This is a genomic window from Pseudomonas agarici, assembly GCF_900109755.1.
Lineage (GTDB): Bacteria > Pseudomonadota > Gammaproteobacteria > Pseudomonadales > Pseudomonadaceae > Aquipseudomonas > Aquipseudomonas agarici.
This window is the reverse complement of the sequence record NZ_FOAR01000002.1, coordinates 154,039-177,554: the sequence shown is the minus strand read 5'-3', so window position 1 is coordinate 177,554 and position 23,516 is coordinate 154,039. Positions and strand designations below refer to the sequence as shown.

The window sequence follows — 23,516 nt, the reverse complement described above, 5'->3', positions numbered from 1 at the left end:
ATGATGATCGGGAACTCAGCGCGCCGACTGGATGATCGACATGTCGATATCCTTGAAGCCCTTGATGGTGTTGGTCTGCGCATTGCGGAACACGGTATAGGAGGAAAAGGCCGACTGATACTTGGCCAACAGCGATGGATCCGAGGCATTCCCTTCAAGCGCTTTCAGCGCCGCATCAAGTTTATCCTTCAGGTCTTTGGCCCCGGCTTCGAAAGCCTCGGCCTGCTGCCCCAGAAAATCGTCGGCGAACTCGACCGGTCTTGTGACATCTACCATAAATCACCTCGTTTGACGGATTGTTGAAAAATGCCAGGACGAACTGCTCGTCTTGATGTAACCCTGCGGTCCCGATTGGAATGACCGGCCCTTGAACAGGTCATCCCTGAGATCGATGTTGAAGCGCACCTGGCGGTCTCCCCAGCGCCGATAGAAGTCATCGACAAAGTCACGCGTCATTTGCCGCTGCGCGTCCTGAAGATCCCCGGCGATATTGAAGACCGTCGCGTCCCCCTGCCCGACCCGTTCGAACGCCAGTGCCAGGCGTTGCAAGCCTTGCTCGGCCAAGGCAACCAGCAGATCGTCATCCTGGGGCTCGAAGCTGACTTGGCGCACGTAAGCCGCCTCTTCGTGCAAGAGCTGCGAGACCTGCTGTTCCAGTCCGGCATCTGGCGCGCCGCGCCGCAGGCTGTAAAACACCCGCGGGCTTGCGGGCTGCGACAAATCGATACGCTGGACCCTCAGCGCCGGCACCTGCTCGAGCAACCGCGACTCCAAACGCCGGCGTTCGTCCGTAACAGCCAGCACCTGGCTCGGGATGCCATGACGCACGAGCACCTGGCGGCTCCAACCCGCATCGCGCTCCGATGTCACGAAAACGTAGACCCGATCATCCCGCCCCTGAACAACCCGGGTTGCCCCATGAGTGCCGGCGGTCAGACTCAATACATCGGGTCGGGACGATTTCATTGGCACCGACCATACGGCTGCACACGCCGCCAGCAATACGCACACCACCGCCGTGACAATCACCTTCCTGAGCAGCGGTCGAACGGTGCGCCCCGCCGCCATCGGTTCGACAGTCGCCGTGCTTGTGAACAGTTCTGGCGCCCAGGGTTCGTGCTCGGGACGAAGGGTAATGTGCAACCCGGCGATCTGTTCGCAACGCTGGAAGGCAACTTCGCGCTCCTCGACCTCATCGCCCAGGATCCGCAGAGTCGCGTACTCCTGGCCAAGCAATACCTCAAAGTTGCAATGGCCCCGTTCCAGCGGAACGAAGATCGCATCCTGCGGTATGGCAGCAACCAGTCCATCATCTCCCAACCTATCGGGAGTCCCGACGATGAACAGTGTCCGGCTGCTGCGTAGGGTGAACTCACACCCCTGCAACAGACCGCTACCAATTCTCAGGACACAGGGTAAAAAGGGGTTGTCCGGCATCGTCACCCTCTTCGATCGGTAAAGCGTCCGGCGATACTAGCGAGGCCTGCAAGGACGATCCTGATCGCCGCCAGCGTCCTACCGGAAGATTTCAATCAGAATCCTCGGGCTTGCTCCACTCACGGCACCAGCACCCGATAGAAGCGCCAGACCCTGCGCGCATAACGCTCGCGAGCAGCCTGACGCTCCTCGCCACTGCCGGCGTTATAGGCGCCCACGGCGGTCCAGCCGTAGCCATGGCGTTCAATGAACTGCGCCAGGATCGCGGCACCGACGTGCACGCTGAGACAGGGATCCTCCAGCAACTGCTGCTCGGTGATCCCTTGTGCCGACAATCGTGGCAGGTGAAAGCTGTTGATCTGCATCAGGCCGATATCCCGACTGCCATCCTTGTTGCGGCCCACGGCCTGCGCACGCAGGCCGCTTTCCACATGAGCAATGGCGTACAACAATTGCGGCTCGATGCCATGCCGCCGTCCGGCGGAGTCCCAGCAAAAGGCCTGCAGCGGCCCGCTCAATACCAGCATCAACCAGGCTCCCCCGCGGTATCGCCTGCTCATGCCCGGTTACGCTGTTCCTCGGCGATCCGCACACGCATCCGTTGTGCCGCGATGAAAGACGGATCACGGCGCAGCGATGATTCAAGGCTCTCCAGCGCTCGCTCATCGCGCCCGCCACACCAGTGGTGCCAGGCATACAGGTAATGGACGTCAGCCCGATCAGAGGCCAGTAAGCAGCGCTGGAACAACACCTGGGCCGCATCGCCACACCCTTGCAAGCTGGTGATCAAGGCCAACCGCGCCAGCGCATCGGTATTGCCCGGCTCCAGCACCAAGGCCTGAGCAATGGCCTCGCGGGCTTGTTCGATGGCGGACTCGCGATCAGCCCGCCCCAACATCGACAGCGCCAGGTGGGCATCGGCCAGGCCGCACCAGGGCGGAACGTAGCTCGCATCCATGTGCAGGCACTGGCGAAAATACAGCATGGCCTCCTGCACGCTTTGCGCAGTATGCCGTTGCAAGCCGTATATGCCCTTGAGGAAGGCCAACGCCAAGGGATAGGACGAGCAACCGCTGACGGAAGGGCGCACATCGGGGAGGTGTTGCGCCACCATCGACACCATCGACCGCAGCACCTCTTCGAGCGCGCCCTTGATGGCCACAGGCCCACGTACCAGATAGTGATCGCTGCCGCGAATCAGCTCGACCGACAGCTCCATCCGATCACCTCGAGCATAAAAACGCCCACTCAGGTAGTAATCCGGCGCCAGTCGCTCCATCAATTGTCGGATATCGCTCGGGCCGGGGCCTGGCACCATGAGCCCCGCCGGCAAGATTTTGAGAGTACCGTCGAATGCGGACTTCAACTGCCGAATCGTCGCATCCTGCAAATCCAGCGCCGCCACATCGTCCGCGTGGCGAAACGGCAATACCGCCAACGAGGAAGCCGTTGGACATTCAACCGGTGAAGATGCCAGGGGCGCCACCGCTCCGACAAAGCGATAACCCTTGCCATAGACCGTGGCGATGTAGCCTCGCCCTTCCCCCAATAATTTGCGCAAGGTATAGATGCAGCGAGTCAACGACTCCTCGGCCGCATCCCAACCGGGCCACACACAATCGAGCAGCGAGTCTTTAGTGACCAGCTTGCCGGCCGACCCCAGCAGCAACCGCAAAACCTGCAACTCCTTGGGGGGCAGATGAACTCCTTTTCCGTTTCGCAACAGCGTTCCATCGCTTTGCAATATCCACTCGCCAAATGCGAATGATTGTTTCAGGACGTTATCAGTGGCACGGTCCATAAATCAGCTTGAGACCTCTACAGAGATGTACTGACATTCAAAACAGGCCTCGGACAACCCGGGCCTATCAACGAGGAACGGCAGCGACTATAGAAACTTGGTCTCCCGCAGTCCGTAGGACATTTCTCTTATAAAACAAGAAAAAAACTACACACTCAACGGAATATAAAACACCCAGGCGATGAGAGTTATACAACAACGGAAAGCGCTCTATATTATGTCAGTCGTTTCCCTTGCAAGTCTTTGTTGTCGAGTAATGCCTACAAGGCGACACACATCTGCCACCGTCCGCCATCTCGCCACACCAGGCTCGGGCAGCTCGATGTCAAAGGCCTCGTTGAGCAGCACCGCCATCTCGACGATGTGCATCGAGTCGACGTACAAGTCCTCGATAAGCCGCAACTCGAACAAAATCTTTCGACGCTCCAGTTGGAAGTAGTCAGCGAGCAACACCATCACTTGCTGTTCGATAAAATCATCGCAATAGCCCGGTGTCAGATAGGTCATTGATTGTTTCTCCAGAGCAGGACGAAGCCCAGGAGGAAGCTCCCCAGGGTCCGTCTTCGAAGGGTAGTGATATAAGGTCGGCGGGCCAACAGCTCAGAAGTTGAGCATTGCCTTCAACATGTCCGTGAACTGACTCATATGAGACGATAAGGTCTTGATGAAATTATCGTGCGTGGAGTTGGCGCTGGAGTACTTTTGCGTGAGCTTTTGAAGTTCATTCTTCAATTGCTCGCCTTGTGCGTTGAAACCGGTTTGCCAAGACTGGAATTGTGCGCTGTTCCAGGTAACCTTTCCTTCCTTGATTTCTTCCAGGGGAATATCGTCAAGCCGCTTGACCATCGAATCCAGCGCGGAGAGATCGATCATCACGCAATAGTTGTCACCGCCAAGATAAACCAGACGCCCCGAACCCATGGCATCGATCCAATCCTGTGCCTGCTTTTTGTTGGCGGTGTTGGGCGGCTCGTCCTGTTTGGCAGGAACGGGAAACAAGACACCTGCGGGAGCCTGGCTGAACTGCCGTATCAGCTCATCGAGGGCTTTTTTCAACTCCTCCACGTTGAGTTCTACGTCCTTACCCTCGTTGGCGCCTTTTATCCATTCATGCAGTTTCGAGGTAATCTGCTCATTGAACGCCTTGAAAAAACCCGAGTAGGTCGCCACGATGTGTTCGTAGACCTTCAGGTAATCGTTACCGATGATGCCGATCAGCTCGATCAGCTTGTCAAAGAAATCCGGGAATTCTTCGGTTTTTTTTGCCCCCAGCCCAGCGATCTCCGGCTCACGATCGAGCTGCTCGATCAATGCCGTGATTGCCTGCCCTTGCCACTGGCGCAGCTCCTCGTTACGGGGCAAATCGGCTACCTGCTCCGACAACCTGATCCACCCCCTGATCTGTTGCTGCTCCTTGCGCCACGCCTGCTGAGCCATGTCTTTAAGGGCCAGGTCGTACTTGTATTGCCTGAACTCACGCTCCTCTTGATCCGTGGCATTGATCAGCTCTTCGACAGCCCCCTCCAGCCTTTTGCGCATATCCTCGGGCGACCCGGCGAGCGTTTGCCCGCCATGTGCCGTCAACGCCGACTCATGCCGCACGGGTGTCTGCGGACTCTCGACATCCTCAAGGTGCAAGAAGCTCGAAGCCGCATAATGCCTGATACCCAAATCGTTCATCGTTCACCTCACACCCTGCCACCCGTGGCTTCGATCACACGGCCACGCAATTCATCGATCTGCCGCATGATCTCGAATATTTTCTGCAGCAGAGCGGCGGTACTCGCATCGATCTGCGCCTCTTCGTCGCCCAGGCTCTTCTGCACGCTCTGGTTACTCTGCTGCAGGACCTCCCGCTCTTTTTGCGCAACCTCAAGGAGACGGACAGCACTGCTCACCATGCTGCTGAAGACAATCGCCAGTGAACTCAAGCTCCCCCCCGCCGAGATCAACCGATCCCACTGCAGCGAGTTCAGTTGATTATCGAGCGAGGCCAACTCACGGCGTTGCCGGGCATCGTTGATAATATCCATCACCACGTTGGGCTCGCCCGGCGCCACATGTGCCAGGTGGTTGTCGCGCATGTCCCTTTCCAGCTCCATGGCCTCCACCGTCTGTTGCTTCTGGCTAGTCAGGCCGGCGTGCTTCTGCCGGTAGCCATCAATGGTCATGACGGTACCGGCCAATGCCATCGAGCCGGCAATCGCCGCCCCTGCGAAGGCGCCGTACAACGCCGCGTCTCCGCCCTCGCGAATCGCCTTGCCCTGCTCTACCGCAGCATTGGCCGTCATCACGCTGAAATGCCCACGCAACTCGGCGGTGGCTATCCTGGCCATATTCAAGGCAATGATCGCGGCAATCAGCACGCCGGTGTGCTTTTCCCAGGCTGACGGATTGAAGGCCAGCTCCCTGACGTCCTCATCGCTGAGCAGTTTCTTCGCTTCGCCCAGCACCGCCCTCCATTCGGCCTCACTGAAGTCACTGGGATCGAGCAGCCTGGCCAGCTCCTGCGACGTGGGTCGGCGCAGGTCCCAGGTAGCAATGACCTGATCCTCGACGATTCGGCTTAAATCCTCCCCACTGAGAGGCCCCAGGCTTTGCCGAATGGCCTGACCGGCCTCCAACTCGGACAGGGAAGAGGGAGTCGATATCGATGTTGCATGACGAGAAATCTCTACCATCGGAACTACATCCTCTCAACGTTCAGATATGACGGGCGATATGCAGGCTGGCCCCATGGCGATGCTGCATATCGGCCATAAGTTGCTTGAGCTGGTTATCCTTCTGTTCGATCGCCTTGACGAACGTCTCCAGCGACTCCTTGAGGTAGTCGCCCAGCGAATCGACAATCGCCATGCTTACCCGGACATCGGCCAGGTGCTCGGCGCCTTTTTTCTGGTGCACGCCGCTCTGGATCTGCAACCCCGACTGCGTACCGACCCCCGCCACCGAGACGCCAGCCAGGAGTATTTCCAGGCGGTTTTTCAACTGGGCCATGGCGATATCATCGCTCTTCGATCCCACCAGGCCACGCAGTTGCTCCACCAGCTTGGCCAGAGTCTTGCCAATCGCTCCCACCATCTGCTTGAGCAGCGACGGCAGGATCTTGGCAAACACCTCGCCGAGCTTTTCCATGACCTTGTTCAGCACCGAACCGAGTATCGGTCCTGCGGTATGGACGCCGACCACCGCCGCAGCGATAACCACTGCCACGGCGGCGATAGCACCACTGACCGAACCGATGATCTTGGCTATGTCCTCGGACACCTTCAGTACCTCCGTCAGGAACTTGGTGGTCAGGTCACCCAGCAACTTGACCAGCTTCTGGAACTCTTCCATCAGCGGTTTCATGGCCTTTTCCATGTAGGAGGTTCCGGTCGCCTCCTTAACGATCATGTCTGTCAGGGAGGCCAGTACCCCGACAATGCCGACGGCCGCGGACACCAACGCACCGGCGGCGGGAGCGGCAGCCCCCAGGGTCGCGACCGTGCCGACCACCGCCACCACCGCACTGACCGCCATCACCAGCCACCCGAAGATCTTGCCGATGCACCCCATGACCTTCTGGGCCGCCTCAGCCTTGCGCACCTCCTCTTGGTATTCTTCTGACTTGACCTTCATGAATTCCTGGCGCGCGGTCTGCATCGAGAGAAACAACTCCTGATCGGCCTGCATTTGCTTGTCGGCCGCCTCTCCCAGTAACGCAATCAATTGCGCCATCGCCAACGCCAGGGCACCGGCAGCGTTCAAATGCTCCTGGCCGAGTTGATCGACGACCTTGCCATCGATGCCGGCAGCCTGGACCTGCCTGGCCAACGCCTCGGTCCTGATGGCCACGGACTTGGCCGTGGCCAATAGCCCGAGGTGCGCTTTGAGCGCCGCCTCGAAACCCTGTTGCAGACCACCAAGTGCGGCCTTGGCGGCATCGCGCCGGGCCAAGGCATCGGCGTACTCGGGCGAAGACGGATCCAGGGACGCCAGGTGCGATTCGGCGGCTTCGAGTTCGATCTGGGCCTGATCGAGCCTGTCCTTCAACAGTTGCAACTGCTCCTGGCTGGTATCCACCGCCCCCTGGGCCGCCACCAGTTCGCCCAAGGCCTGCTTATAATCGGCGGACAATCTATCCAGCCCCTGCTGGGACGATTGGGTCACTGCCCGCAGCATCGACAAACGGTTTTTCAGGCTTTCCAGGTTGGCATTGCCGAGCAGCTCGATCAGCGAGGCGATCAGGCGCACGAACTCGCCCTCGGCACTTGACTGATCGCCATTGACCCGTGGTGGTGGCGGTTGCAGTCGGGGCCGGCCATCGTTCCTGACGCCATCGACAGATTCATACCCCACCGACTCGATACCGGTCAGCACCTCATGGCTGATCCGCTGAAAATCGGCGGTCCGGGCGGCGGTCCGGGCAGCCTCGGTATAGAGGTTGTCAGTGGTCGCGGCCATCGCCGCGGCGCCTGGAACACTATTGATTGTTGTCATTGTTGATCCTCCGAACCTTGGCTATCGATATGGCGCAAGGCGTCCAGATACACTTGGGCCTGCCTGCGTAAATCGTCATGGGTGACCCGCTCGAGCACATACTCGAAACACAACTTGGCCTTGGCACCCTGCCCCAAGGCGAGTTGGCATTGGCCGGTGTAGAACATCGGACGGCAATCGTCCTTGCCCTGGGCAAAGGCAACGGCATACAACTCGATGGCCTTCTGGTGGTTGTTCCTGAGCTGATGCACCGCCGCCAAGCCCATCCAGTACTGGCTGTTGTAGAAGTCGTAAATGCACAGGAAGTGGAAAAACTTCTCGGCGTCGTCCAGTCGACCCTGTTCGTAAAACTCGTAAGCGTAGGCGTAAAGGCCGTCCATCTGCTCATCGCTGATCCCGCGCACATCCTTGAGCGGCATGCCTTCGAGGACGGCTTGCACCGCCTCGAACGCTATCTGTTCGTCCTCTTGCGTGTCTCTGCGACTCATCGGCCACACTCCTGAAGATGGCGCCAGACTGGCTGACGCGTTGCATTGAGCCAAAATCCCGGATGGCCCACCGCAAAAATGCGCTCATGCGGGCCCCGGCAAACCGGCCAAATTCAGGCCTGCTCGACCTGTTCGAGCCAGATCAGCAGGCGCAAGACATCCTCGATCTCTTGCAACTTGATAAAGCTGTAACGCTGGTGCGTCGTGAAGATCCGTCGGGCCAGGCGGATATCACTGACCACCGCGACCCCGACTTCACGCGCATAGGCGCGTACCGCCAGGGCGCGCTGGTTGGTCTCGATCACGCTGATCAGGGGAATGAAGCTGATGTCCGGGCGAAAGTAGATGCCAATGGCGATATGAGTCGGGTTGGCGATAATCACCCGTGAGCCGCGAATATCGGAGCGCACCTGCTCGGACAGCAGCTCCAGGTGCAGATCGCGACGTTTTTGCTTGATATGCGGGTCGCCGTCCTGCTCCTTGTACTCGCGCTTGACCGAGTGCAAATCCATCTTCAAGTCCTTGATGTAGAGCCAGTACTCACACAAGGCATCGAGCAGCACGATCAATAACGCACACGCCATGAAGGTCAGCAGCAAGGTCAACAACATCCGCCCCCACGCCGGGAACAGATCCAGCGGTTGGGCGAACAATTGCGCGAACAGCAACTGGCGCTCGGACTGCCAGACCATCCATAACGCCACGCCAAAGCTACCCAGGTAGAGCAGCGCCTTCACGCTGTCCTTGACTGTGCGCAGGCTGAACAGCTTCTTGAACCCGTTGATCGGATTCAAGGCGTCCAGATTCAACTTCAAGGCCTCGCTGGCCAGCGCAAAACCGCTCTGCAACAACGCCGGCAGCGCGCTGCTCAACACACAGACCAGCAACAACGGCAGCACGCACAACAGCGCCAGCTTGAGCAAGAGTGCGAAATAACGCTGAGCGTTGTCCTCGAAACCGGCAGCGACGATCCGTCGGTAGACTTCCATGACCTCCAGCAGCGAAAAGCTGTTGACCAGAAATATAATCGCGCACAGGGTCATGCAACTGACCACCAGGTCCTTGGCCTTGAACGTCTGCCCCTTGCGCGCCGAATCGCGCAGACGCTTGGGGGTGGGATCTTCGGTTTTCGAAGCACTGGAAGACATTTCAGAGTGGCCCCGAACGATGCAAATGGGTCGCCGGATCAACCTGTCCCATGCGCCACACTTCATGCGGGAGATGAGCGCCGAAGTACACCATCAGCACCATCAGGGCGACCAGGCTCTTGACCGTCAGCGAGACGGAAAAGGCGTTCATCTGCGGTGCATAACGCGACAACAACCCCAGCAGCGCTTCGCTGATCAGCAAGGCCGCCACCACCGGCGCACTGATCACCAGGATCTTGCCAACCAGCGCGTCCAGTAGCGGCAACAGCGCCGCCAGGCTTATCTCGCAGGCCGACGTCGGTGGGCACAACTGGTAACTGCGGGCGACGGTTTCGACCATCAACAGCATGCCACCGCCTTCCAGATACACCGCCGCCGCGAACAACTGGAGAAAGTTCGCCAGCTCCGAGGTGTCCACGCCGTTGGCCGGGTCGACCGTGTTGCTGAGCATCGCCCCGCGCTGGTTGTCGATCAGGTTGCCCATGCCATGCAATACCCAGAACGGCCAGCACAACAGGCTGCCCAGCAGGACGCCGATCCCGGCCTCGCGCAATAACAGGCCGAAGAACGCCAGACTGTCCAATGCCGGCAGCGGCAAGCCGACGCTGGGCCAAAAACCCAGCGCAACGAGAAGGATCACCGCCTGACGAGGTGCTCCCGTCAATACGCTACTGTTGAGAAACGGCAGCATGAAAAAAATCGGCGCCAGACGGGCGAACGCCATGATCGCCGCCACCAGCCAGGTGTGTAGCTCGAAAAACAGCGCAATCGACATCCGCCCCTCAATCCAGCGCCAGGCGCATGATTTCCCGGCTGAAATCGAGCAGCGTCTCGCCATACCAGCCCGACAGCAGGAACAGGCAGACGGACACCGCCAGCAGCTTGAAACCGAACGGCAGGGTCTGCTCCTGCAATTGGGTCACCGTCTGGATCAGGCCAACCAGCAGGCCCACCACGGTCGCCACAATGATCGGCCAGGCCACCATCAGCAAAATCAGGTACAGGGTCTTGTTGCCGGCATACACCAGGTCGTTCATCCCACTGCCCTCATTCCAGCAGCGTCAGGTATTGCCTGACCAGCCCGGTGGATAGCAAGGCCCAACCATCGAGGGCGACAAACAGCACCAGCTTGATCGGCACGGAAATGATCACCGGACTCATCATCATCATGCCCAGGGCCAACAGGATGCTGGAGATCACCAGATCGACGATGACGAACGGCAGGTAAAGATAGAAGCCGATCTTGAAGGCGCTCTTGATTTCGCTCAGCGCGTAAGCCGGCAACAGCGCGAACAACGACGGCTCGACCTCCTCCCGAGCCAGGGGGTCCGCCTCGTCCGCAGCGACCTGCTGGGCACGTTCGAAAAAGAATGCCAGTTCAGGATCGGTGTAACGCCGCAGGTAATCCTTGTAGCTGCCCAAGCCGTTTTCACTGAACTCGACGACTGCTTCGATGTTGTCGAAACGCACCTGGTTGTCCTGGTAGTAGCCATACCCCTGCTTCACCACCGGGGTCATGACAAAAAGCGCCAGCAACAGGGCAATCGCGTTGAGCGTCATGTTCGACGGCACCTGCTGCAAGCCCAGGGCATTGCGCACGATCACAAAGACGATCGAAAACTTGATGTAGCAGGTGCCCGCCGCCACTAGGAATGGCAGCAACGAAGCAAACGCCAGCAAGGCGATCAGCGAGACGTCATTGTTCATCGATACTGCCTCGGCGGACCTGCAGCAACTCCACGCCCAGCTCGTCACCCCACTGCACCAGTTCGCCCCGCGCGACCGTTTGACCGTTGGCGCGCACTTCGATATCGCGCAGCACCGTCGGCGCAAGCGTCAGGACTTGCCCTTCGATCAGCGCCGCCAGCTCGGCCAGGCTGATCGCCTGCTCCGACAAGACAAACTCCAGGCGCACGGGCAACCGCCCGAGTGAGGGGCCGGGCTCGGAGTCATGCTCAGGCGGTCTATCCGGTGCAGCGGGAGACAAGGTCATCTGCAAGCCTTCTTCGATAAAGGTGAACTCACCGACCGGTTGGCCCGCGAGATGCCACTGCCGCGTAGGCTGGCTGATTCGCAGCACATCGCCCTCGGCGAAGGTACGCAAGGCCGTCCTGGCCAATTCGCTGTAGCCGAGCGTCGCCCGCACACACTGCGGCAGGCTCGACAACCAGGCGCTCGGCAGCAAAGGCGCCTGCGGTGCCGGTGTCTCGGGCAGACCGACCACCCACAGCGAACCCTGCGCCGTGGCAATCCGTGGCAACGGGCGCAGCTCCAGCGCCGGCGGGGCGATCAGCTCGACCGATAACAGCCGCTCGTAGTGCAACTCCTCCAACGTGATGTTCAAAGGCCGTGGCACCGCCTGGAACAACTCGGCAATGTGCTCAATGGCACACGGTGCTTTCAGTAACGAGCGCAGTTGCGGGAACAAGCCATCCAGCCACTCGCGGGCCTCGACCAGCCCCTGCCAGCCAACGCCCCGGCCCAGGGCGCAAAAACTCAGGTAATCACCGGGAACAACCGGGGGACTCAGTTCGGCCTGATATCCCGCGCGCCGCCAACGTTCGATCGCACACTGGCATGCGTAGCGCTGCGGATCGACCCGACGCAGTCCCAGGGACGATCCCGTCACGCGCACAGAGGCCCGGTTCAAGATCGCCGCCCCCCATCATTCGGAGCCCCCGGTGCCGGCCACTCATCCAGCCACCAGTGCGGTTGCCGGCTTTTATCGAAATGCGCCTGAAGCTGTTCGAACACCTGCTCATCACTGGCGCGAATCAGCACGTCGGACGACCCGCTGCCTTCGCGGGTAATCAGGACTTCACCCTGAGCACGCTCATTATTGAAGGGTACCTGCAGGAAAGGTCGTCCCGTGTCATCGCCATCCTCGCCGGCTGGCTCAGGTGGCGCACCATCATGCTGCTCGGACGTCGATCCCGGCTCAGTGCCCTCCCCGGCAGACGGGGCTTGTGCAGCCGGGAGCTGGAACTCCGGCCTGGCCGGCAGGGTAGCAGGCGAGCCATCGGCAGTAGCTCGATGCTCCGCCGCCGGGACAGGCTCTCCCACCTCCGGGCACACAGACGTAGCGTCCACGTCCGTTTCTGCCGCCCGTCTTTCGCCACTGATAAACAGCGCCGGCGGTGCGACGCCCATGCCCTCTCTGAGCGGACCGTCGAACCCGGCGCTTACCCTGTCCCGTCCAGCCCTGTCGTCTCCGATCGCGACAGCGCGTATCCGCACGCCCTCGGAATCGCCCTTTTTCAGCGACCGATTTGCCGGCTCGACGCCAGGTGTCGCGCTTTCCCTGGGAGGTTCTGCCGGCGAATCGGCGCCTGCCGCCATCCCGCGCAATCCATCCGGATTCGCGGTTATCTTGCCCGGTCCGCTACCCACCGGCTCCACTCGTTGAAGCACCGCGAGCAACGTCGCGGCACCGGCGGGCAGCACTTCATCCTCGACGACTCCAAGACGCTGCTCGAACTTGTCCGGCCTTTCATCCTGGAAATCCGATACGGGCTCAAGAGCGGGTGATACGCGGGAAATATCATTCATCCGTTCATTCCAATCAGATCCTCGATTTCACCTTCATCGCGGCGCAAACGCTCAAGTCGGTGCTCGCGACCGAGGCGCTGGCGCAATCCGACGTACTTCGCATGCTTGCGCCGTAACACCAGCATTTTCCGCTGCCAGCGATGCACGTCCTGATCCATCTGTGTCCGTTGCTCATGCAGCGGACCACGCTCAAGCACCAACAGCTGAATCTGCCGACGAATCACCGCCTGTCGCCGCAGTGTCTCGAGTAACTGCCAGTGATCGAGCACACAGTTCTCGGCGCGATGGCTGCCGAGCAAGGCCCGTAGCGAAGCCTCATGCTCGTCCAGCGCGCACAGCTCCCGTTGCACCTGTACCAAGCGCTGACGGGCCGACTGCAAGTTGCGCTCGCCCTGGCGCTGGCGCCAGACACTCAAGTCCAACAGGCGATCGATATCAGCCAATGAGCTCATGCAGGCTCCGCAGGGTTTCATCGGGCCGGCTCATCTCGTCGGCATTCTGGCGCAGCCAGTGGGTCAGTTCATCCCGGCAGGCCATGGCGCGATCATTGGCCGGATCGATGCCTGGGGTGTACTCGCCAAGATCGAGAAAAACCTGCAATGCCTCCAGGCGCGCCAGCACCTCGCGGGTCCTGGCCGCCAACTGTCGGGCCGCGGCACCGGTTACCTGATGCGCCACCCGACTGGCGCTGCGCAGCACGTCGATTGCCGGGAAATGCCCTTTGGCGGCAAGGCTGCGACTCAAGTAGATATGCCCGTCGAGAATCGAGCGAATCTCCTCGGCGATCGGGTCCGGTTCGTCATCACTCTCGAGCAATACGGTGTAACAGGCGGTGATACTGCCCCGCGCCGTGATGCCGGGACGCTCCAGCAAACGCGGTAGTGCATCGAATACGGACGCCGGATAACCGCGCCGCGCCGGCGTTTCGCCCGCTGCCAGGGCCAAGTCACGACGGGCGCGGGCGTAGCGGGTCAGTGAGTCGAGCAGCAGCACCACGCACTGCCCTTGATCGCGAAAGTACTCGGCGATGGCCGTCGCCTGCAGCGCCGCGTTGCAGCGATCCACCGACGACACATCGGAGGTGGCATAAACCACCACGCAACTCGACCGTTTATGCGAGCGGCGCAGATGATCGATAAACTCAGTCACCTCGCGCCCGCGCTCACCGATCAGACCAATGACAAAGACGTCGGCATCGGTATGGTTGATCAGCATGTTGAGCAGCGAAGTCTTGCCCGCCCCTGCGCTGGCAAAAATGCCCAGGCGCTGGCCGATACCGAAGGTCAGCAAACCGTCGATGGCACGGATACCGGTCATCAGCGGCTCGACCACCGGACGCCGTTGTTGATAGGACGGCGGATCGGCATCCACCGGATACTCCCTGCCGTCGAATCCCGGTGCCGGCGCCAGGCGCTCGACGATAGCCCCGCGCGGATCGACCACACTGCCGAGCATCTCGGCACTGCAATACAATCGTAGCGCCGAGCCGGTCGGCACGATCATCGACTCACGCGACAGCCCGCGAGCCTCCCCCAAGAGACTGAGCACCACCGTATCGGGCTTGAAGCCGATCACCTGGGCCCTGGCCAGCAGCTCAGCCGCTGCCCAGTGCCGGCGGATCTCGCAGACCTCGCCAATGGACACGCCCTCCAGCGCCGCCTCGATCAACGGCCCACTCAGGCGGCGAGGATGGGCACCGCGCCGTTCGAGCCGCAGCGCATTCATTGGCGAATGATGCCGCAGAGCTCTTCGATGGCCTCCATAAACCCATCGATAGCCTCGGCAAAGGCCCGGTCGCTGGCCAGCGCCGGCTCGCCGAGCATCAGCCGCACTTCCAACTGCCCTTCATTCTTGAACAACTGCAATTGTCCGGTACGGGCATGAGCATTGCCCTTGAGCAGAAACTGCATCAGGTTCTCGGCGCAGTAGGCGAATGTAGAAGGCGTCATCTGCGCCACAACGCTCCATAGCCAGACATCTTCGTCGACGACGTTGAGGCTGATGTTCGGTTGCTCGATCATCTCCATTTCGATCGTACTGTGGCTGTCGAACTGTCCCAGTTGCGCCGGGGTGCAGCCGCTGTACAACAGCGCGCCGCGCAAGCGTTCGGCAATATCCATATTCCGCATGGGTGTTTTTCCTTATAGCGTCTTGATGACATTGACTGAAATGGTCTCGCTGAGCTCGCCAAAGGACATCACGTCCAGTTCGCGAAAGCGCCCTTCAACCAGCTTTTTGATGTAGCGCCGCACGTCCACCGAACACAGCAGCACCAGGTCTTTTTGTGGCACATGCAGGCTCTCCAGACCCAGGCTCAAGCGGTCGATCAGGTCCTCGGACTGCGCCGGCTCCAGGTTGAGAAAACTGCCGCCGGAGGTCTGGCGGACACCATTGCGCACCACCTCCTCGAACTCCGGCGACAGCAGCAGTACACGCAGGTCGTTGCCATAGGCAAACTTATTGCTGATGTAACGCCCCAGGCCACCCCGTACATGCTCGACCAGGGCAATCGTGTCCTTCTCCCGAGAGGCCCAGTGGGCCAGGGACTCGAGAATCAGCTTCATGTTGCGCACGGAGATCCGCTCGCCAACCAGCCGTTGCAGGACTTCGGCAATCTTCTGCACCGTGACGTGGCGATAGACCTCCTTGAGCAGGTCCGGGTAGCGCCCCTCCATTTCATCGAGCAGCGCCTTGGTTTCCTGCACGCCGAAAAACTCATTGATATTGCGCGCCAGCAAGACCACCAGGCAGCAGTAGCATTCGTCGTAGGCCGCACGTAGCCGATACCCCAGCTTTAGCGCGGTAGCCTTGCCCTCGGCACCGATCCAGACACTTTCGAGCTTGTTGCTGTCACGCCCGCGCACCAGCGACAAGCCCATGGCGGCCAGTTCCGGCGAATAGTCAAGTACCCGCCAGTGATCGAAATGGATATCGAACTGGTCGGCCCGTACCTCGTTGATCAGCACTGCCACCTGATGCCCCGGCAACGCTTCGGAACCGCGCAACTGCGGCAGCGGGATTTTCAATCCATAGTCGACGAAAAACTGGCTGCGAAAACGCTCGGCGAGCTTGGCGACGCGCAACTCCTGCAGCCGTGATGCGGGCACCAGGAACATCAGGGCGACCGTTTCGGTGGCGATATCATCAAGGTTGTCGAGCATCCCCAGCTCGCTATCGGTTGCCGTATCGGGCGGTGCTTCTGGCGCGACCTCCCGTGACTGCGGCGCCGCCACACGACTCTTGCGCCAACCCATGAACACCACCAGGGCCAATGCACCGGCAATCAGCACGAAAGTCGGCAACGGAAACCCCGGCAGCGTCCCCACCGCCACCGCCAACAACGCGGTCACCCCGATCACGAATGGATTGCCGAACATCTGAGTGAGCATGTTACGCCCCAGGTTGGCTTCGTCGCCGTTGACCCGGGTGACAATGAAACCGGCACCGATGGCGATCAGCAGCGCCGGGATCTGCGCGACCAAGCCATCGCCGATGGTCAACAGGGTGTAGGTGGACAGGGCCGTGGCGAAATCCATGCCCAACTGCCCAACGCCAATAGCGATTCCTCCCAGGAAGTTGACGAAGATGATAATGATCCCGGCGATGGCATCGCCTTTGATAAACTTCATCGCCCCATCGAAGGAACCATAGAGCTGGCTCTCACGCTCCAGCACGCTGCGTTTCTCGCGTGCCTGCGCAGCGTCGATGGCCCCTGCCTTGAGATCGCCATCGATACTCATCTGTTTGCCCGGCATCCCGTCCAGGGAAAACCGCGCCGCGACCTCGGCCACCCGCTCCGAGCCCTTGGTGATGACGATAAACTGGACGATGGTGACAATCGCGAAGATCACAAACCCCACCACCAGGTTCTCACCGATCACAAACTCGCCGAACGAGGCAATGATCTCGCCGGCATCGGCCTGGGTCAGGATCAGTCGGCTGGTACTGATGGACAACGCCAACCGGAACAGCGTGGTCAACAACAGCAAGGCCGGGAATGTCGAGAACGCCAAAATGCTCTCGATATAGAACGACCCCATAAAGATCAGCAACGAAATCACGATGTTCAGGCCGATCAAAAAGTCGACCAAGAGCGTGGGCAAGGGAATGATCAACATCGCGATGATCATCACCATTAAGGACAAGATCAACAGCTCGGGGCGGGCCGAGACACTACGCAGAAGTTGATTGAGCATGGCCGGCCCTTAGTCCCCAAACCCATCAGCGGACACCCTGGCGCGCCGTCGCTCGATCTGCTCGTGGGCGTAGGCGATATCCGCCAAGGCAGCGAACTGCTCGGCCAATTGTTCCCTGGCAGCGCACTCGGCGAACAGCTCGGTGGGCAACTGCAGGCACCTGCGACGGACTGCCTGTAGCAGCATCGAACGCTCGCGATGCAACGCCAGCCACACCTGTTCGCCGAGAACGCCGGATAACAGTTGGTCGAGTTCTTCGGGGTGCTTCAACACACCGAAGAAGAACACCAGCCAGTCGAGTTCCTCCGGGTTGTATTGGCGGATCAGCGCATCGTCCAGCAGGCCACCGACAAACATCGCATCCGCCGAGCGCAAGCGTTTCAGATCAGCCAGCCGGGCCAACAACGCGCCAAATTCGCCGCGTGAACAACTAGGGTCCTGGGCATCGATATCGGTCAGCAAAGCGGCCTCGATAAAGGCCAACACCGCTGCCCGCCGGCTTGGCCCGAACAGTGCCACCCAGTCCTCATAGCAGCAGGTTGCGCGGTCATCGCTTTCGAGAAAGTCGCGATAGGCCTCGCGCAGAAAACTCGCCCGCAAGGCCATCGCGCGACCAAACAGCCGGGCTTTCAGGGCACTATTGATACCGGCCTTCAGCCGCCTGGGCGAAGCCTGGGCGATCACCTGTTCCAGCAGGCTCTCAAGCCGCTGACGGACAGGGGCTTGCAGTTGCCGGCGACGTAGCAGTTCGCGCAGCACCAGCGCCAGATCGCTGTCATCGGGAAACAGGCTGCGGGCCATCTGCAACAGCCATTCGACCGGTTTGTCGGTGACCTTGCTCAGCGCCAACAGCTGGCGGGCCTTGGGTACCACGTCTTCGTCGAGCACCGACTCGAAACTCTCGGGCCGACTGTCGGTCTTGAGTTCGAACAGGCGCCGATTGCGAAACTGCGTCAGGGCCGCCGACATCTCATCGCTGCTCTGGATAAAGCGCTGGAGCGCCGCCGCCGGGCTGGCATCCTGGTCGGTGGAGTCGGCATCGGGCTGTGCCTGCGCCTCCTGCCTGGCAAGGTCGAGGCGGGCCATGGAGGCACGGGTGGCAGGATTGAGCAACACCATGTCAGTGCTGCGCCGCCCGCATGAAGGCCCGACGCACCGCTTCCTGTTGCTGCGCGGTCATCAAGCCTTTGCCCAGGTGCTCAGTGCTCTCCTGCAAGGCACCGAGAATTTCCTTGGGCTGGATCAGGAACACTCGCGCCGTGTTGGCCGAACTGCTGACCCGGTAACGGAACAATCCACCTATCAGTGGAATCGAACCCAGCAGAGGGACACGCGCCACCTGTTCCCGGTAATCGTCACGGGTGAAACCGCCGACCAGCAGACTCTTGCCCTGCGGCACCCGGGCGACAGTGCTGATCCGGGTGCGTCCCACGGTCGGGATCGGCTGCACCTTGCCGTCATCCCCGCCACGTTCCACCTCGCTGCCGTCCTCGATATTCAACGACATTTCGATTTCATCGGCCATGGCAAAGCGCGGCAGCACGCTGATCAGTGTACCGTAGGTCACGCTTTGCAGGTCCACACTGCGTTCCCCCAACAACTGCGTATAGAAGGTCCGGTTATTGTCGAACAGTGCCGGGACGTTTTCCTGGGTCAGGATCACCGGACGCGCCACCACATTGGCACGGTTTTTCTGCGCCAGGGCCATGACCTGGGCAATAAAGGACACGCCATCCAGGGTCGTCGCCGATCCGCTGTTAAGCGACACACCCAACTGGCCGCCCGCATTGATCCCACCTTGCCAGTTCACGCCGAGCTGATTCAGTTCATCTTTGTTCAAATCAATGATCCATAGCGACAACTCGACATGCCGCTTGGGGATATCAAGCGCCGCCACCAGGTTTTCGATGAAGCGCACCTGCTCGGGCAGGCCCTTGACCAGCAAGCTGTTGGTATCCGGATAGGCCACCACGCGAATATTCCCGGCGGCAGTTTCCCGTGCCAGCACCCGGGGAGCGGTGGGATCATCCGGGGCAATCGGCGTGGCCAGCCCTTCAAGGGGAAACTGCGGCATACGCAGCGGATTGCCCGCCACGGTCGAGACCTCCACCCGTGGCTCGACACCGCTCTGCTCGCCCTTGAGCAGGCTCTCGATCACCGTGGCCATACCTGGGATCGAGACCTTTTGTTCCCGTTGCTCATAATTGCGGTCGCCGACAAAGGTGTTGAGCAGGTGAATCACACCGATCCGTTGTTGCCCGAGCAACAGCTCGGAGGGCTGGTTGTCCATCAACTGAGCCGCCTGCATCACCAGATCGACATAGATCGGTGGGCCGGAAATATAAAAGGTCCGGCGACCGTCATTACGCAACGGGTAACGCGAGTCCTCCAGGCCCGACTGGCGCAGAAACTGCTTGAGGGTCTCGACGCTGATCACCCGCAGCGCTACCACCGAACTTTTCACCTCGCCAGCGTCATACAGATAGATGGCCTGTCCGTCGCTGTACCAGATCAGCCCCATCTGGGCGACGATGCGGTCGAATGTCTGGCGCGCCGAATGCAGCGGGAACTCACCACTGATGCGTTTGCCGGCGGCGGCTTTGCTAACGATGATCGGTTTGCCCAGAGGCGCCGATAACGCCGAGAAAAAGCTGCGCAGACCTTCTTCGCGCGCCACGTAGTCTTCTGTTTTCGCCGGTGCGCCAGCCGCCAGCGGGACCGTCAGGCAGGCCAGCAGCAGCACGCCGAACCAACGACGCGAGGCGCGTGCCGGCGCCGCTTTCAACCTCGCTGCTCCATGAGATCGAGCAACCGGCTCGGCGCAACGCCCAGCAGCTCGCGCACCTCCTTGGAGAAATGCGACGAGGAGGCATAACCGTACTCCAGTGCCACATCGGTGAGCGAGCCCCCACCGCGAATCATCCGCAGCAGTGCCTTGGCCGTGCGCCAATCACGCAGTTCCGGCTTGGCTGCGCCGCCCAGAGCCTGGTGGCACAGGCGGCGAAAATGCGAGACCGAGACGCCATAACGCCGGGCCAGGCCGATCAGCTTTTCACTGGCGGTTCCCTGCTCCAGCAGAAACAGCACCAGCCAGTAGCTCGCACTCTGGCGCAACACGCCGGCAAACCGACGATAATCGGCGCCACCGCGCAATGCGCGCTCGATATACCACCGCTCCAAGCCCTCCTTGCTGGTGGTGGCTGCCGCGCTCACCGGCAAGGCTGCCCAGGATTCGGCGGACGAGCGGCGCCGTTCGAAACAACCGCCCATATCGATGAACACCTGCAACTTCATCAGGCAGGTCCCCGACAACGTCTCGCAGGCCAACCCGCCGGAGACGACTTTCATCGCACCACGCCCAACCACCAGGCCCTGCCAGCCGGCGGGCAAATACCAGCAAACCTGCAGGTCATCGTGGGACAGGCACACACCGGTGTCGCCGGCCCGTACATACAAGACCCGCTCTGCGGATAGAACCCCCGGACACGTTATCGCGAAGCGTTCGTCAACCTGCACCCTGCATCCCACCCGTCTGTCGATGAATCGTCAGCGATCATCGCGTGCTCCCAGCGACAGATCATGATGAGAAGTTGATGATTCGTGCGCGACAATAAGGGCTACCGGCATATGACCTTGCCCCATCACTGAAAACCCTTACCAACGGTGGTTCAGGTACAACGGCAATCTACGCCGCAACGCCAGCAGCTGTATTAGCTGAGCGGCTGATAATCCACGCCCTTGAGCTGCAGAACTTCAGGCAAATCGCGGACAAAGAAAAGCCCGGCATGAGCCGGGCTTCTCGGTACGACCAGGCTAATTACTTAGCTTGGGCTTCAACTTCAGCTTCTACGCGACGGTTGATAGCTTGGCCTTCTTTGGTGGCGTTGCTGGCAGCCGGATTGTTCTTACCGTAGCCCAGCGAGCTAACGCGAGATTGCTCAACGCCATACTGATTGGTCAGCACTTGTGCGACAGCATGAGCACGACGCTCGGACAGCTTCTGGTTGTAGGCATCGGTACCGACGTTATCGGTATAGCCTTTAACCACGGTGCTGGTCTGAGGGTACTGCTTCATGAAGTCAGCCAGGTTCTTGATGTCGGCATAGCTGTTAGGCTTGACGACCGACTTGTCGAAGTCGAACTTCACGTCCAACTGAACCTTGACCATTTCAGCGACTGGAGCTTCTGCAACCGGTGCTGGCTCTTCGGCAACTGGAGCTGGAGCAGGTGCTGCAGCAACCTTGCCACCGCTACCACCGAAGTTCACGCCCAGACCAATGCTAGGGATGTAGTCCCACTGACCGTTGTCCAGCTTGTAGTCGGCTTCAACACCGGCACGAGCGTACAGATTGTCGGTGATGTACCACTTGGCGCCAGCGCCAGCGGTCAGGAAGGTCGACTGGTCACGACCGGTGTGGCCGGTAGCAGCCACGTTGGTCAGGGTGCCGTACTTCACGCCACCTTGAACGTATGGACGGATCGCATCGCCAACGCTACCGAAGTGGTACTGGCTGTTCAGACCGAACTGATCGCCACGGATCTTCTGATTGCCAGTGCCGTCGTTCGAACGAGTGTGGTTGTCCTTGCCGTAGGTCAGGTTGACGGAAACGTCGTCGGTCAAGAAGTAGCCAATGCTCGCGCCTGGCTGATAGCCGTCTTCAACGTGGTTGACGCTGTCGTTGTACTTCTTGCCGTAGAACAGCTCACCCTCGACCGCGCCTTGGCCTTGTGCCAGGACGCCGAACGAAGTTGCGGCTACAAGTGTACCAACGGCAATGCCCAAGGTGTTTTTCAGTTTCATCCGTTAAATCCCCATCTGGTGATTGTGAATCAGTCCCCAAACCGGGGGACAACTCGGCGACAAGTCTAGCAGAACTTGCCTGAACGTAAGAGATATTTGCGTCGAACTAAGTTTCAGCAATACCCGCAAATTTCTCACGCAATTTATCTAGCGCCCTTTTGTAGCGCATTTTCGTAGCACTCAACCCCATGTGCATGATGTCCGCGATCTCCTGAAACTCGAGCTCTGCGACAAAACGTAGCACCAGGATTTCCCGGTCGATCGGGTTTACATGCCCCAACCAGCGATCAAGTCCGGCCTTTTCCTCAGGTACCGGCGCCTTCTCTTCCGACGCCTCCTCGAGCGGGTCGAGACTCAAGGCGTCCATCAAGCGACGCTTTCGCCGTTCTTTTCGATATTGCGTAATGCACTCGTTGTACGTGATGCTATAAAGCCATGTCTTGAACTTCGATTTACCCTCAAAGTTCTTGAGGCCATACAAGACCTTCAACATCACTTCCTGACAGACATCGTCCGCATCACGATCGTTCCCTAAATACCTTGAACAAACGCTGAACAAAGTTCGTTGATAGCGACGCATTAACTCTTCGTAGGCACGCGTCACGTGAAAAAGCTCCGCATGCGAACGCGCAACAAGCTCCTCATCGGAGAGCTCGCGGGGATCGTAGCGCATGGATAGCGATTGGGTTTTATTCAAAACGAGTCATGCCGACAGTCAGGTCAATGTACGCCGCGGCCCAAAAATCGCGGGCTTTTTGCGGCCGCATACATTAGCAGGGTTTGCCGGATTAGCGGCTACTCACATGCTGCTCCAACAGAATCCGATTGGAGAGAGAGACTAGCTCACCCTCATCGGTCAGCAATGTGGTTTTAACCGTGCCGATCTCTTCGATCTGGCCTTCGACCTCGCCAACTCGCACTTGTTGCCCAACCTGATACAACTCACGCACATAGATTCCCGCAAGAATCTGCCCGGCAATCTCCCGACTGCCCAGGCCCATGGCCAATGCAACGGCCAGACCAACGGTAATCAACACGATCACAATCACATGGTTCAGCAGGTCGGTCTTGACCTCCAACTGACTGATCGCCACTGAAATACTGATGATCACCACCAACCCCTGGGCCACCCGCCCCAGGCCGCTGGCATAGTCCAGGCCCACGCCTTCGGCGGCACCGCGCACCAGACCGTTGACCAGTTGCGCCAGCAATACACCCACCAACAGGACCAGCGCCGCGCCAAATACCTTCGGCAAATACAGAGCCAACATGTCGAGCGTAGCCGAAACTCGCTCAAGTCCAAGGGATTCGGCGGCAGAAACCAGGAAAATAAGCAAAATGAACCAATAGACAATCTTGCCGATCAGGGTCGAGATCGGTACCTGAATGCCCGCGCGACTCAACAACTTGGTCAGCCCGGTGCCCCCCATGAGGCGATCCAGCCCTAGTTTGGCGAGTAACTTGGACAGCAGGGTATCGAGCAGCTTGGCCACCACAAACCCCAGCAGCAGCACAACCAGGGCACCAAACAGGTTGGGGATGAAGTTTGCGACCTTCGTCCACAACGCCGTCATCGCCGCTACCAGGCTCCGGGTCCAGAGATCAAGTTCCATA

The 23,516-nt window shown here is 59.9% G+C and carries 25 protein-coding genes; all 25 read right to left on the bottom strand.

The annotated features are described in order from the left end of the window. Window positions 1–15: 15 nt before the first annotated feature. A complete protein-coding gene (sctF, locus tag BMX68_RS02475; RefSeq protein WP_017134215.1) occupies window positions 16–276 on the bottom strand; it encodes a type III secretion system needle filament subunit SctF in 261 nt (86 codons plus the stop codon). 3 nt (window positions 277–279) lie between these two features. Beyond that, entirely contained in the window at window positions 280–1,437 is a 1,158-nt protein-coding gene (locus BMX68_RS02470) for a PrgH/EprH family type III secretion apparatus protein (protein ID WP_017134216.1), read from the bottom strand. Window positions 1,438–1,556: 119 nt separating this feature from the next. Continuing rightward, window positions 1,557–1,997 carry a transglycosylase SLT domain-containing protein gene (locus BMX68_RS02465; protein WP_026013441.1) on the bottom strand — a complete coding sequence of 147 codons (441 nt, stop codon included), beginning with the start codon at window positions 1,995–1,997 and terminating at the stop codon, window positions 1,557–1,559. Beyond that, window positions 1,994–3,238, bottom strand: a complete 1,245-nt coding sequence (locus BMX68_RS02460; RefSeq protein WP_026013442.1) for a winged helix-turn-helix domain-containing protein — start codon at window positions 3,236–3,238, stop codon at window positions 1,994–1,996. Before BMX68_RS02460 ends, BMX68_RS02465 begins: the two co-directional genes overlap by 4 nt. Window positions 3,239–3,448: 210 nt before the next feature. Beyond that, the gene (locus tag BMX68_RS02455; RefSeq protein ID WP_017134219.1) at window positions 3,449–3,745 is read right to left on the bottom strand and encodes a phosphopantetheine-binding protein; all 297 of its coding nucleotides are present in this window, start codon (window positions 3,743–3,745) and stop codon (window positions 3,449–3,451) included. A 93-nt stretch (window positions 3,746–3,838) separates the two neighbouring features. Beyond that, window positions 3,839–4,918, bottom strand: a complete 1,080-nt coding sequence (locus tag BMX68_RS02450; protein ID WP_074861820.1) for an IpaD/SipD/SspD family type III secretion system needle tip protein — start codon at window positions 4,916–4,918, stop codon at window positions 3,839–3,841. Between the two features lie 8 nt (window positions 4,919–4,926). After that, entirely contained in the window at window positions 4,927–5,919 is a 993-nt protein-coding gene (locus BMX68_RS02445; protein WP_143063222.1) for a protein IpaC, read from the bottom strand. A gap of 22 nt (window positions 5,920–5,941) precedes the next feature. Further along, window positions 5,942–7,720, bottom strand: coding sequence for a type III secretion system translocon subunit SseC family protein (gene sctE / locus BMX68_RS02440; protein WP_026013443.1), 1,779 nt, complete (start codon window positions 7,718–7,720; stop codon window positions 5,942–5,944). Then, a complete protein-coding gene (gene sicA, locus BMX68_RS02435; protein ID WP_017134222.1) occupies window positions 7,717–8,208 on the bottom strand; it encodes a type III secretion system translocator chaperone SicA in 492 nt (163 codons plus the stop codon). The genes sctE and sicA overlap by 4 nt, the downstream gene beginning before the upstream one ends. Window positions 8,209–8,321: 113 nt before the next feature. Beyond that, complete coding sequence (locus BMX68_RS02430) at window positions 8,322–9,356, bottom strand: EscU/YscU/HrcU family type III secretion system export apparatus switch protein (protein WP_017134223.1); 1,035 nt, start codon at window positions 9,354–9,356, stop codon at window positions 8,322–8,324. 1 nt (window position 9,357) lies between these two features. After that, window positions 9,358–10,131 (bottom strand): type III secretion system export apparatus subunit SctT, encoded by a 774-nt coding sequence (gene sctT, locus BMX68_RS02425; protein ID WP_017134224.1) that lies wholly within the window; start codon window positions 10,129–10,131, stop codon window positions 9,358–9,360. Window positions 10,132–10,138: 7 nt separating this feature from the next. Beyond that, the gene (locus tag BMX68_RS02420) at window positions 10,139–10,393 is read right to left on the bottom strand and encodes an EscS/YscS/HrcS family type III secretion system export apparatus protein (RefSeq protein WP_017134225.1); all 255 of its coding nucleotides are present in this window, start codon (window positions 10,391–10,393) and stop codon (window positions 10,139–10,141) included. A 10-nt stretch (window positions 10,394–10,403) separates the two neighbouring features. Next, window positions 10,404–11,063 (bottom strand): EscR/YscR/HrcR family type III secretion system export apparatus protein, encoded by a 660-nt coding sequence (locus BMX68_RS02415; protein WP_017134226.1) that lies wholly within the window; start codon window positions 11,061–11,063, stop codon window positions 10,404–10,406. After that, window positions 11,053–12,006, bottom strand: a complete 954-nt coding sequence (locus tag BMX68_RS02410) for a FliM/FliN family flagellar motor switch protein (protein ID WP_218165377.1) — start codon at window positions 12,004–12,006, stop codon at window positions 11,053–11,055. The genes BMX68_RS02415 and BMX68_RS02410 overlap by 11 nt, the downstream gene beginning before the upstream one ends. After that, window positions 12,003–12,905 (bottom strand): hypothetical protein, encoded by a 903-nt coding sequence (locus BMX68_RS02405; protein WP_017134228.1) that lies wholly within the window; start codon window positions 12,903–12,905, stop codon window positions 12,003–12,005. The genes BMX68_RS02410 and BMX68_RS02405 overlap by 4 nt, the downstream gene beginning before the upstream one ends. Beyond that, window positions 12,902–13,357, bottom strand: a complete 456-nt coding sequence (locus tag BMX68_RS02400) for a SpaM family type III secretion system protein (RefSeq protein WP_017134229.1) — start codon at window positions 13,355–13,357, stop codon at window positions 12,902–12,904. The genes BMX68_RS02405 and BMX68_RS02400 overlap by 4 nt, the downstream gene beginning before the upstream one ends. After that, window positions 13,341–14,630, bottom strand: coding sequence for a type III secretion system ATPase SctN (gene sctN, locus BMX68_RS02395; protein WP_017134230.1), 1,290 nt, complete (start codon window positions 14,628–14,630; stop codon window positions 13,341–13,343). The genes BMX68_RS02400 and sctN overlap by 17 nt, the downstream gene beginning before the upstream one ends. After that, on the bottom strand, window positions 14,627–15,034 hold the full coding sequence (locus tag BMX68_RS02390) for an InvB/SpaK family type III secretion system chaperone (RefSeq protein ID WP_017134231.1): 408 nt from the start codon (window positions 15,032–15,034) through the stop codon (window positions 14,627–14,629). Before BMX68_RS02390 ends, sctN begins: the two co-directional genes overlap by 4 nt. Before the next feature lie 12 nt (window positions 15,035–15,046). After that, window positions 15,047–17,101, bottom strand: a complete 2,055-nt coding sequence (locus BMX68_RS02385) for an EscV/YscV/HrcV family type III secretion system export apparatus protein (protein ID WP_017134232.1) — start codon at window positions 17,099–17,101, stop codon at window positions 15,047–15,049. Between the two features lie 9 nt (window positions 17,102–17,110). After that, window positions 17,111–18,220 (bottom strand): type III secretion system gatekeeper subunit SctW, encoded by a 1,110-nt coding sequence (sctW, locus tag BMX68_RS02380; protein WP_017134233.1) that lies wholly within the window; start codon window positions 18,218–18,220, stop codon window positions 17,111–17,113. Window position 18,221: 1 nt separating this feature from the next. After that, entirely contained in the window at window positions 18,222–19,886 is a 1,665-nt protein-coding gene (gene sctC / locus BMX68_RS02375; protein ID WP_083400853.1) for a type III secretion system outer membrane ring subunit SctC, read from the bottom strand. Next, window positions 19,883–20,557 (bottom strand): helix-turn-helix domain-containing protein, encoded by a 675-nt coding sequence (locus tag BMX68_RS02370; RefSeq protein WP_017134234.1) that lies wholly within the window; start codon window positions 20,555–20,557, stop codon window positions 19,883–19,885. The genes sctC and BMX68_RS02370 overlap by 4 nt, the downstream gene beginning before the upstream one ends. A gap of 361 nt (window positions 20,558–20,918) precedes the next feature. Next, a complete protein-coding gene (locus BMX68_RS02365) occupies window positions 20,919–21,902 on the bottom strand; it encodes an OmpA family protein (RefSeq protein WP_017134235.1) in 984 nt (327 codons plus the stop codon). Window positions 21,903–22,008: 106 nt separating this feature from the next. Then, window positions 22,009–22,599: an RNA polymerase sigma factor SigX gene (gene sigX / locus BMX68_RS02360; RefSeq protein ID WP_026013444.1), complete on the bottom strand. Its 591-nt coding sequence runs from the start codon at window positions 22,597–22,599 to the stop codon at window positions 22,009–22,011. A gap of 91 nt (window positions 22,600–22,690) precedes the next feature. Next, window positions 22,691–23,515: a mechanosensitive ion channel family protein gene (locus BMX68_RS02355; protein ID WP_017134237.1), complete on the bottom strand. Its 825-nt coding sequence runs from the start codon at window positions 23,513–23,515 to the stop codon at window positions 22,691–22,693. Between the last annotated feature and the right edge of the window lies 1 nt (window position 23,516).

Bases quoted from the DNA above. Each gene is read 5' to 3' on its own strand.
- BMX68_RS02385 (WP_017134232.1), bottom strand. From the start codon at position 17,101: ATGCTCAATCAACTTCTGCGTAGTGTCTCGGCCCGCCCCGAGCTGTTG.
- BMX68_RS02465 (WP_026013441.1), bottom strand. From the start codon at position 1,997: ATGAGCAGGCGATACCGCGGGGGAGCCTGGTTGATGCTGGTATTGAGC.
- sicA (WP_017134222.1), bottom strand. From the start codon at position 8,208: ATGAGTCGCAGAGACACGCAAGAGGACGAACAGATAGCGTTCGAGGCG.
- BMX68_RS02455 (WP_017134219.1), bottom strand. From the start codon at position 3,745: ATGACCTATCTGACACCGGGCTATTGCGATGATTTTATCGAACAGCAA.
- BMX68_RS02420 (WP_017134225.1), bottom strand. From the start codon at position 10,393: ATGAACGACCTGGTGTATGCCGGCAACAAGACCCTGTACCTGATTTTG.
- sctT (WP_017134224.1), bottom strand. From the start codon at position 10,131: ATGTCGATTGCGCTGTTTTTCGAGCTACACACCTGGCTGGTGGCGGCG.
- BMX68_RS02355 (WP_017134237.1), bottom strand. From the start codon at position 23,515: ATGGAACTTGATCTCTGGACCCGGAGCCTGGTAGCGGCGATGACGGCG.
- BMX68_RS02445 (WP_143063222.1), bottom strand. From the start codon at position 5,919: ATGGTAGAGATTTCTCGTCATGCAACATCGATATCGACTCCCTCTTCC.
- BMX68_RS02450 (WP_074861820.1), bottom strand. From the start codon at position 4,918: ATGAACGATTTGGGTATCAGGCATTATGCGGCTTCGAGCTTCTTGCAC.
- BMX68_RS02400 (WP_017134229.1), bottom strand. From the start codon at position 13,357: ATGAGCTCATTGGCTGATATCGATCGCCTGTTGGACTTGAGTGTCTGG.
- BMX68_RS02430 (WP_017134223.1), bottom strand. From the start codon at position 9,356: ATGTCTTCCAGTGCTTCGAAAACCGAAGATCCCACCCCCAAGCGTCTG.
- BMX68_RS02405 (WP_017134228.1), bottom strand. From the start codon at position 12,905: ATGAATGATATTTCCCGCGTATCACCCGCTCTTGAGCCCGTATCGGAT.
- sctW (WP_017134233.1), bottom strand. From the start codon at position 18,220: ATGGTGTTGCTCAATCCTGCCACCCGTGCCTCCATGGCCCGCCTCGAC.
- BMX68_RS02460 (WP_026013442.1), bottom strand. From the start codon at position 3,238: ATGGACCGTGCCACTGATAACGTCCTGAAACAATCATTCGCATTTGGC.
- BMX68_RS02365 (WP_017134235.1), bottom strand. From the start codon at position 21,902: ATGAAACTGAAAAACACCTTGGGCATTGCCGTTGGTACACTTGTAGCC.
- BMX68_RS02390 (WP_017134231.1), bottom strand. From the start codon at position 15,034: ATGCGGAATATGGATATTGCCGAACGCTTGCGCGGCGCGCTGTTGTAC.
- BMX68_RS02415 (WP_017134226.1), bottom strand. From the start codon at position 11,063: ATGAACAATGACGTCTCGCTGATCGCCTTGCTGGCGTTTGCTTCGTTG.
- sctE (WP_026013443.1), bottom strand. From the start codon at position 7,720: ATGACAACAATCAATAGTGTTCCAGGCGCCGCGGCGATGGCCGCGACC.
- BMX68_RS02470 (WP_017134216.1), bottom strand. From the start codon at position 1,437: ATGCCGGACAACCCCTTTTTACCCTGTGTCCTGAGAATTGGTAGCGGT.
- sctN (WP_017134230.1), bottom strand. From the start codon at position 14,630: ATGAATGCGCTGCGGCTCGAACGGCGCGGTGCCCATCCTCGCCGCCTG.
- sctF (WP_017134215.1), bottom strand. From the start codon at position 276: ATGGTAGATGTCACAAGACCGGTCGAGTTCGCCGACGATTTTCTGGGG.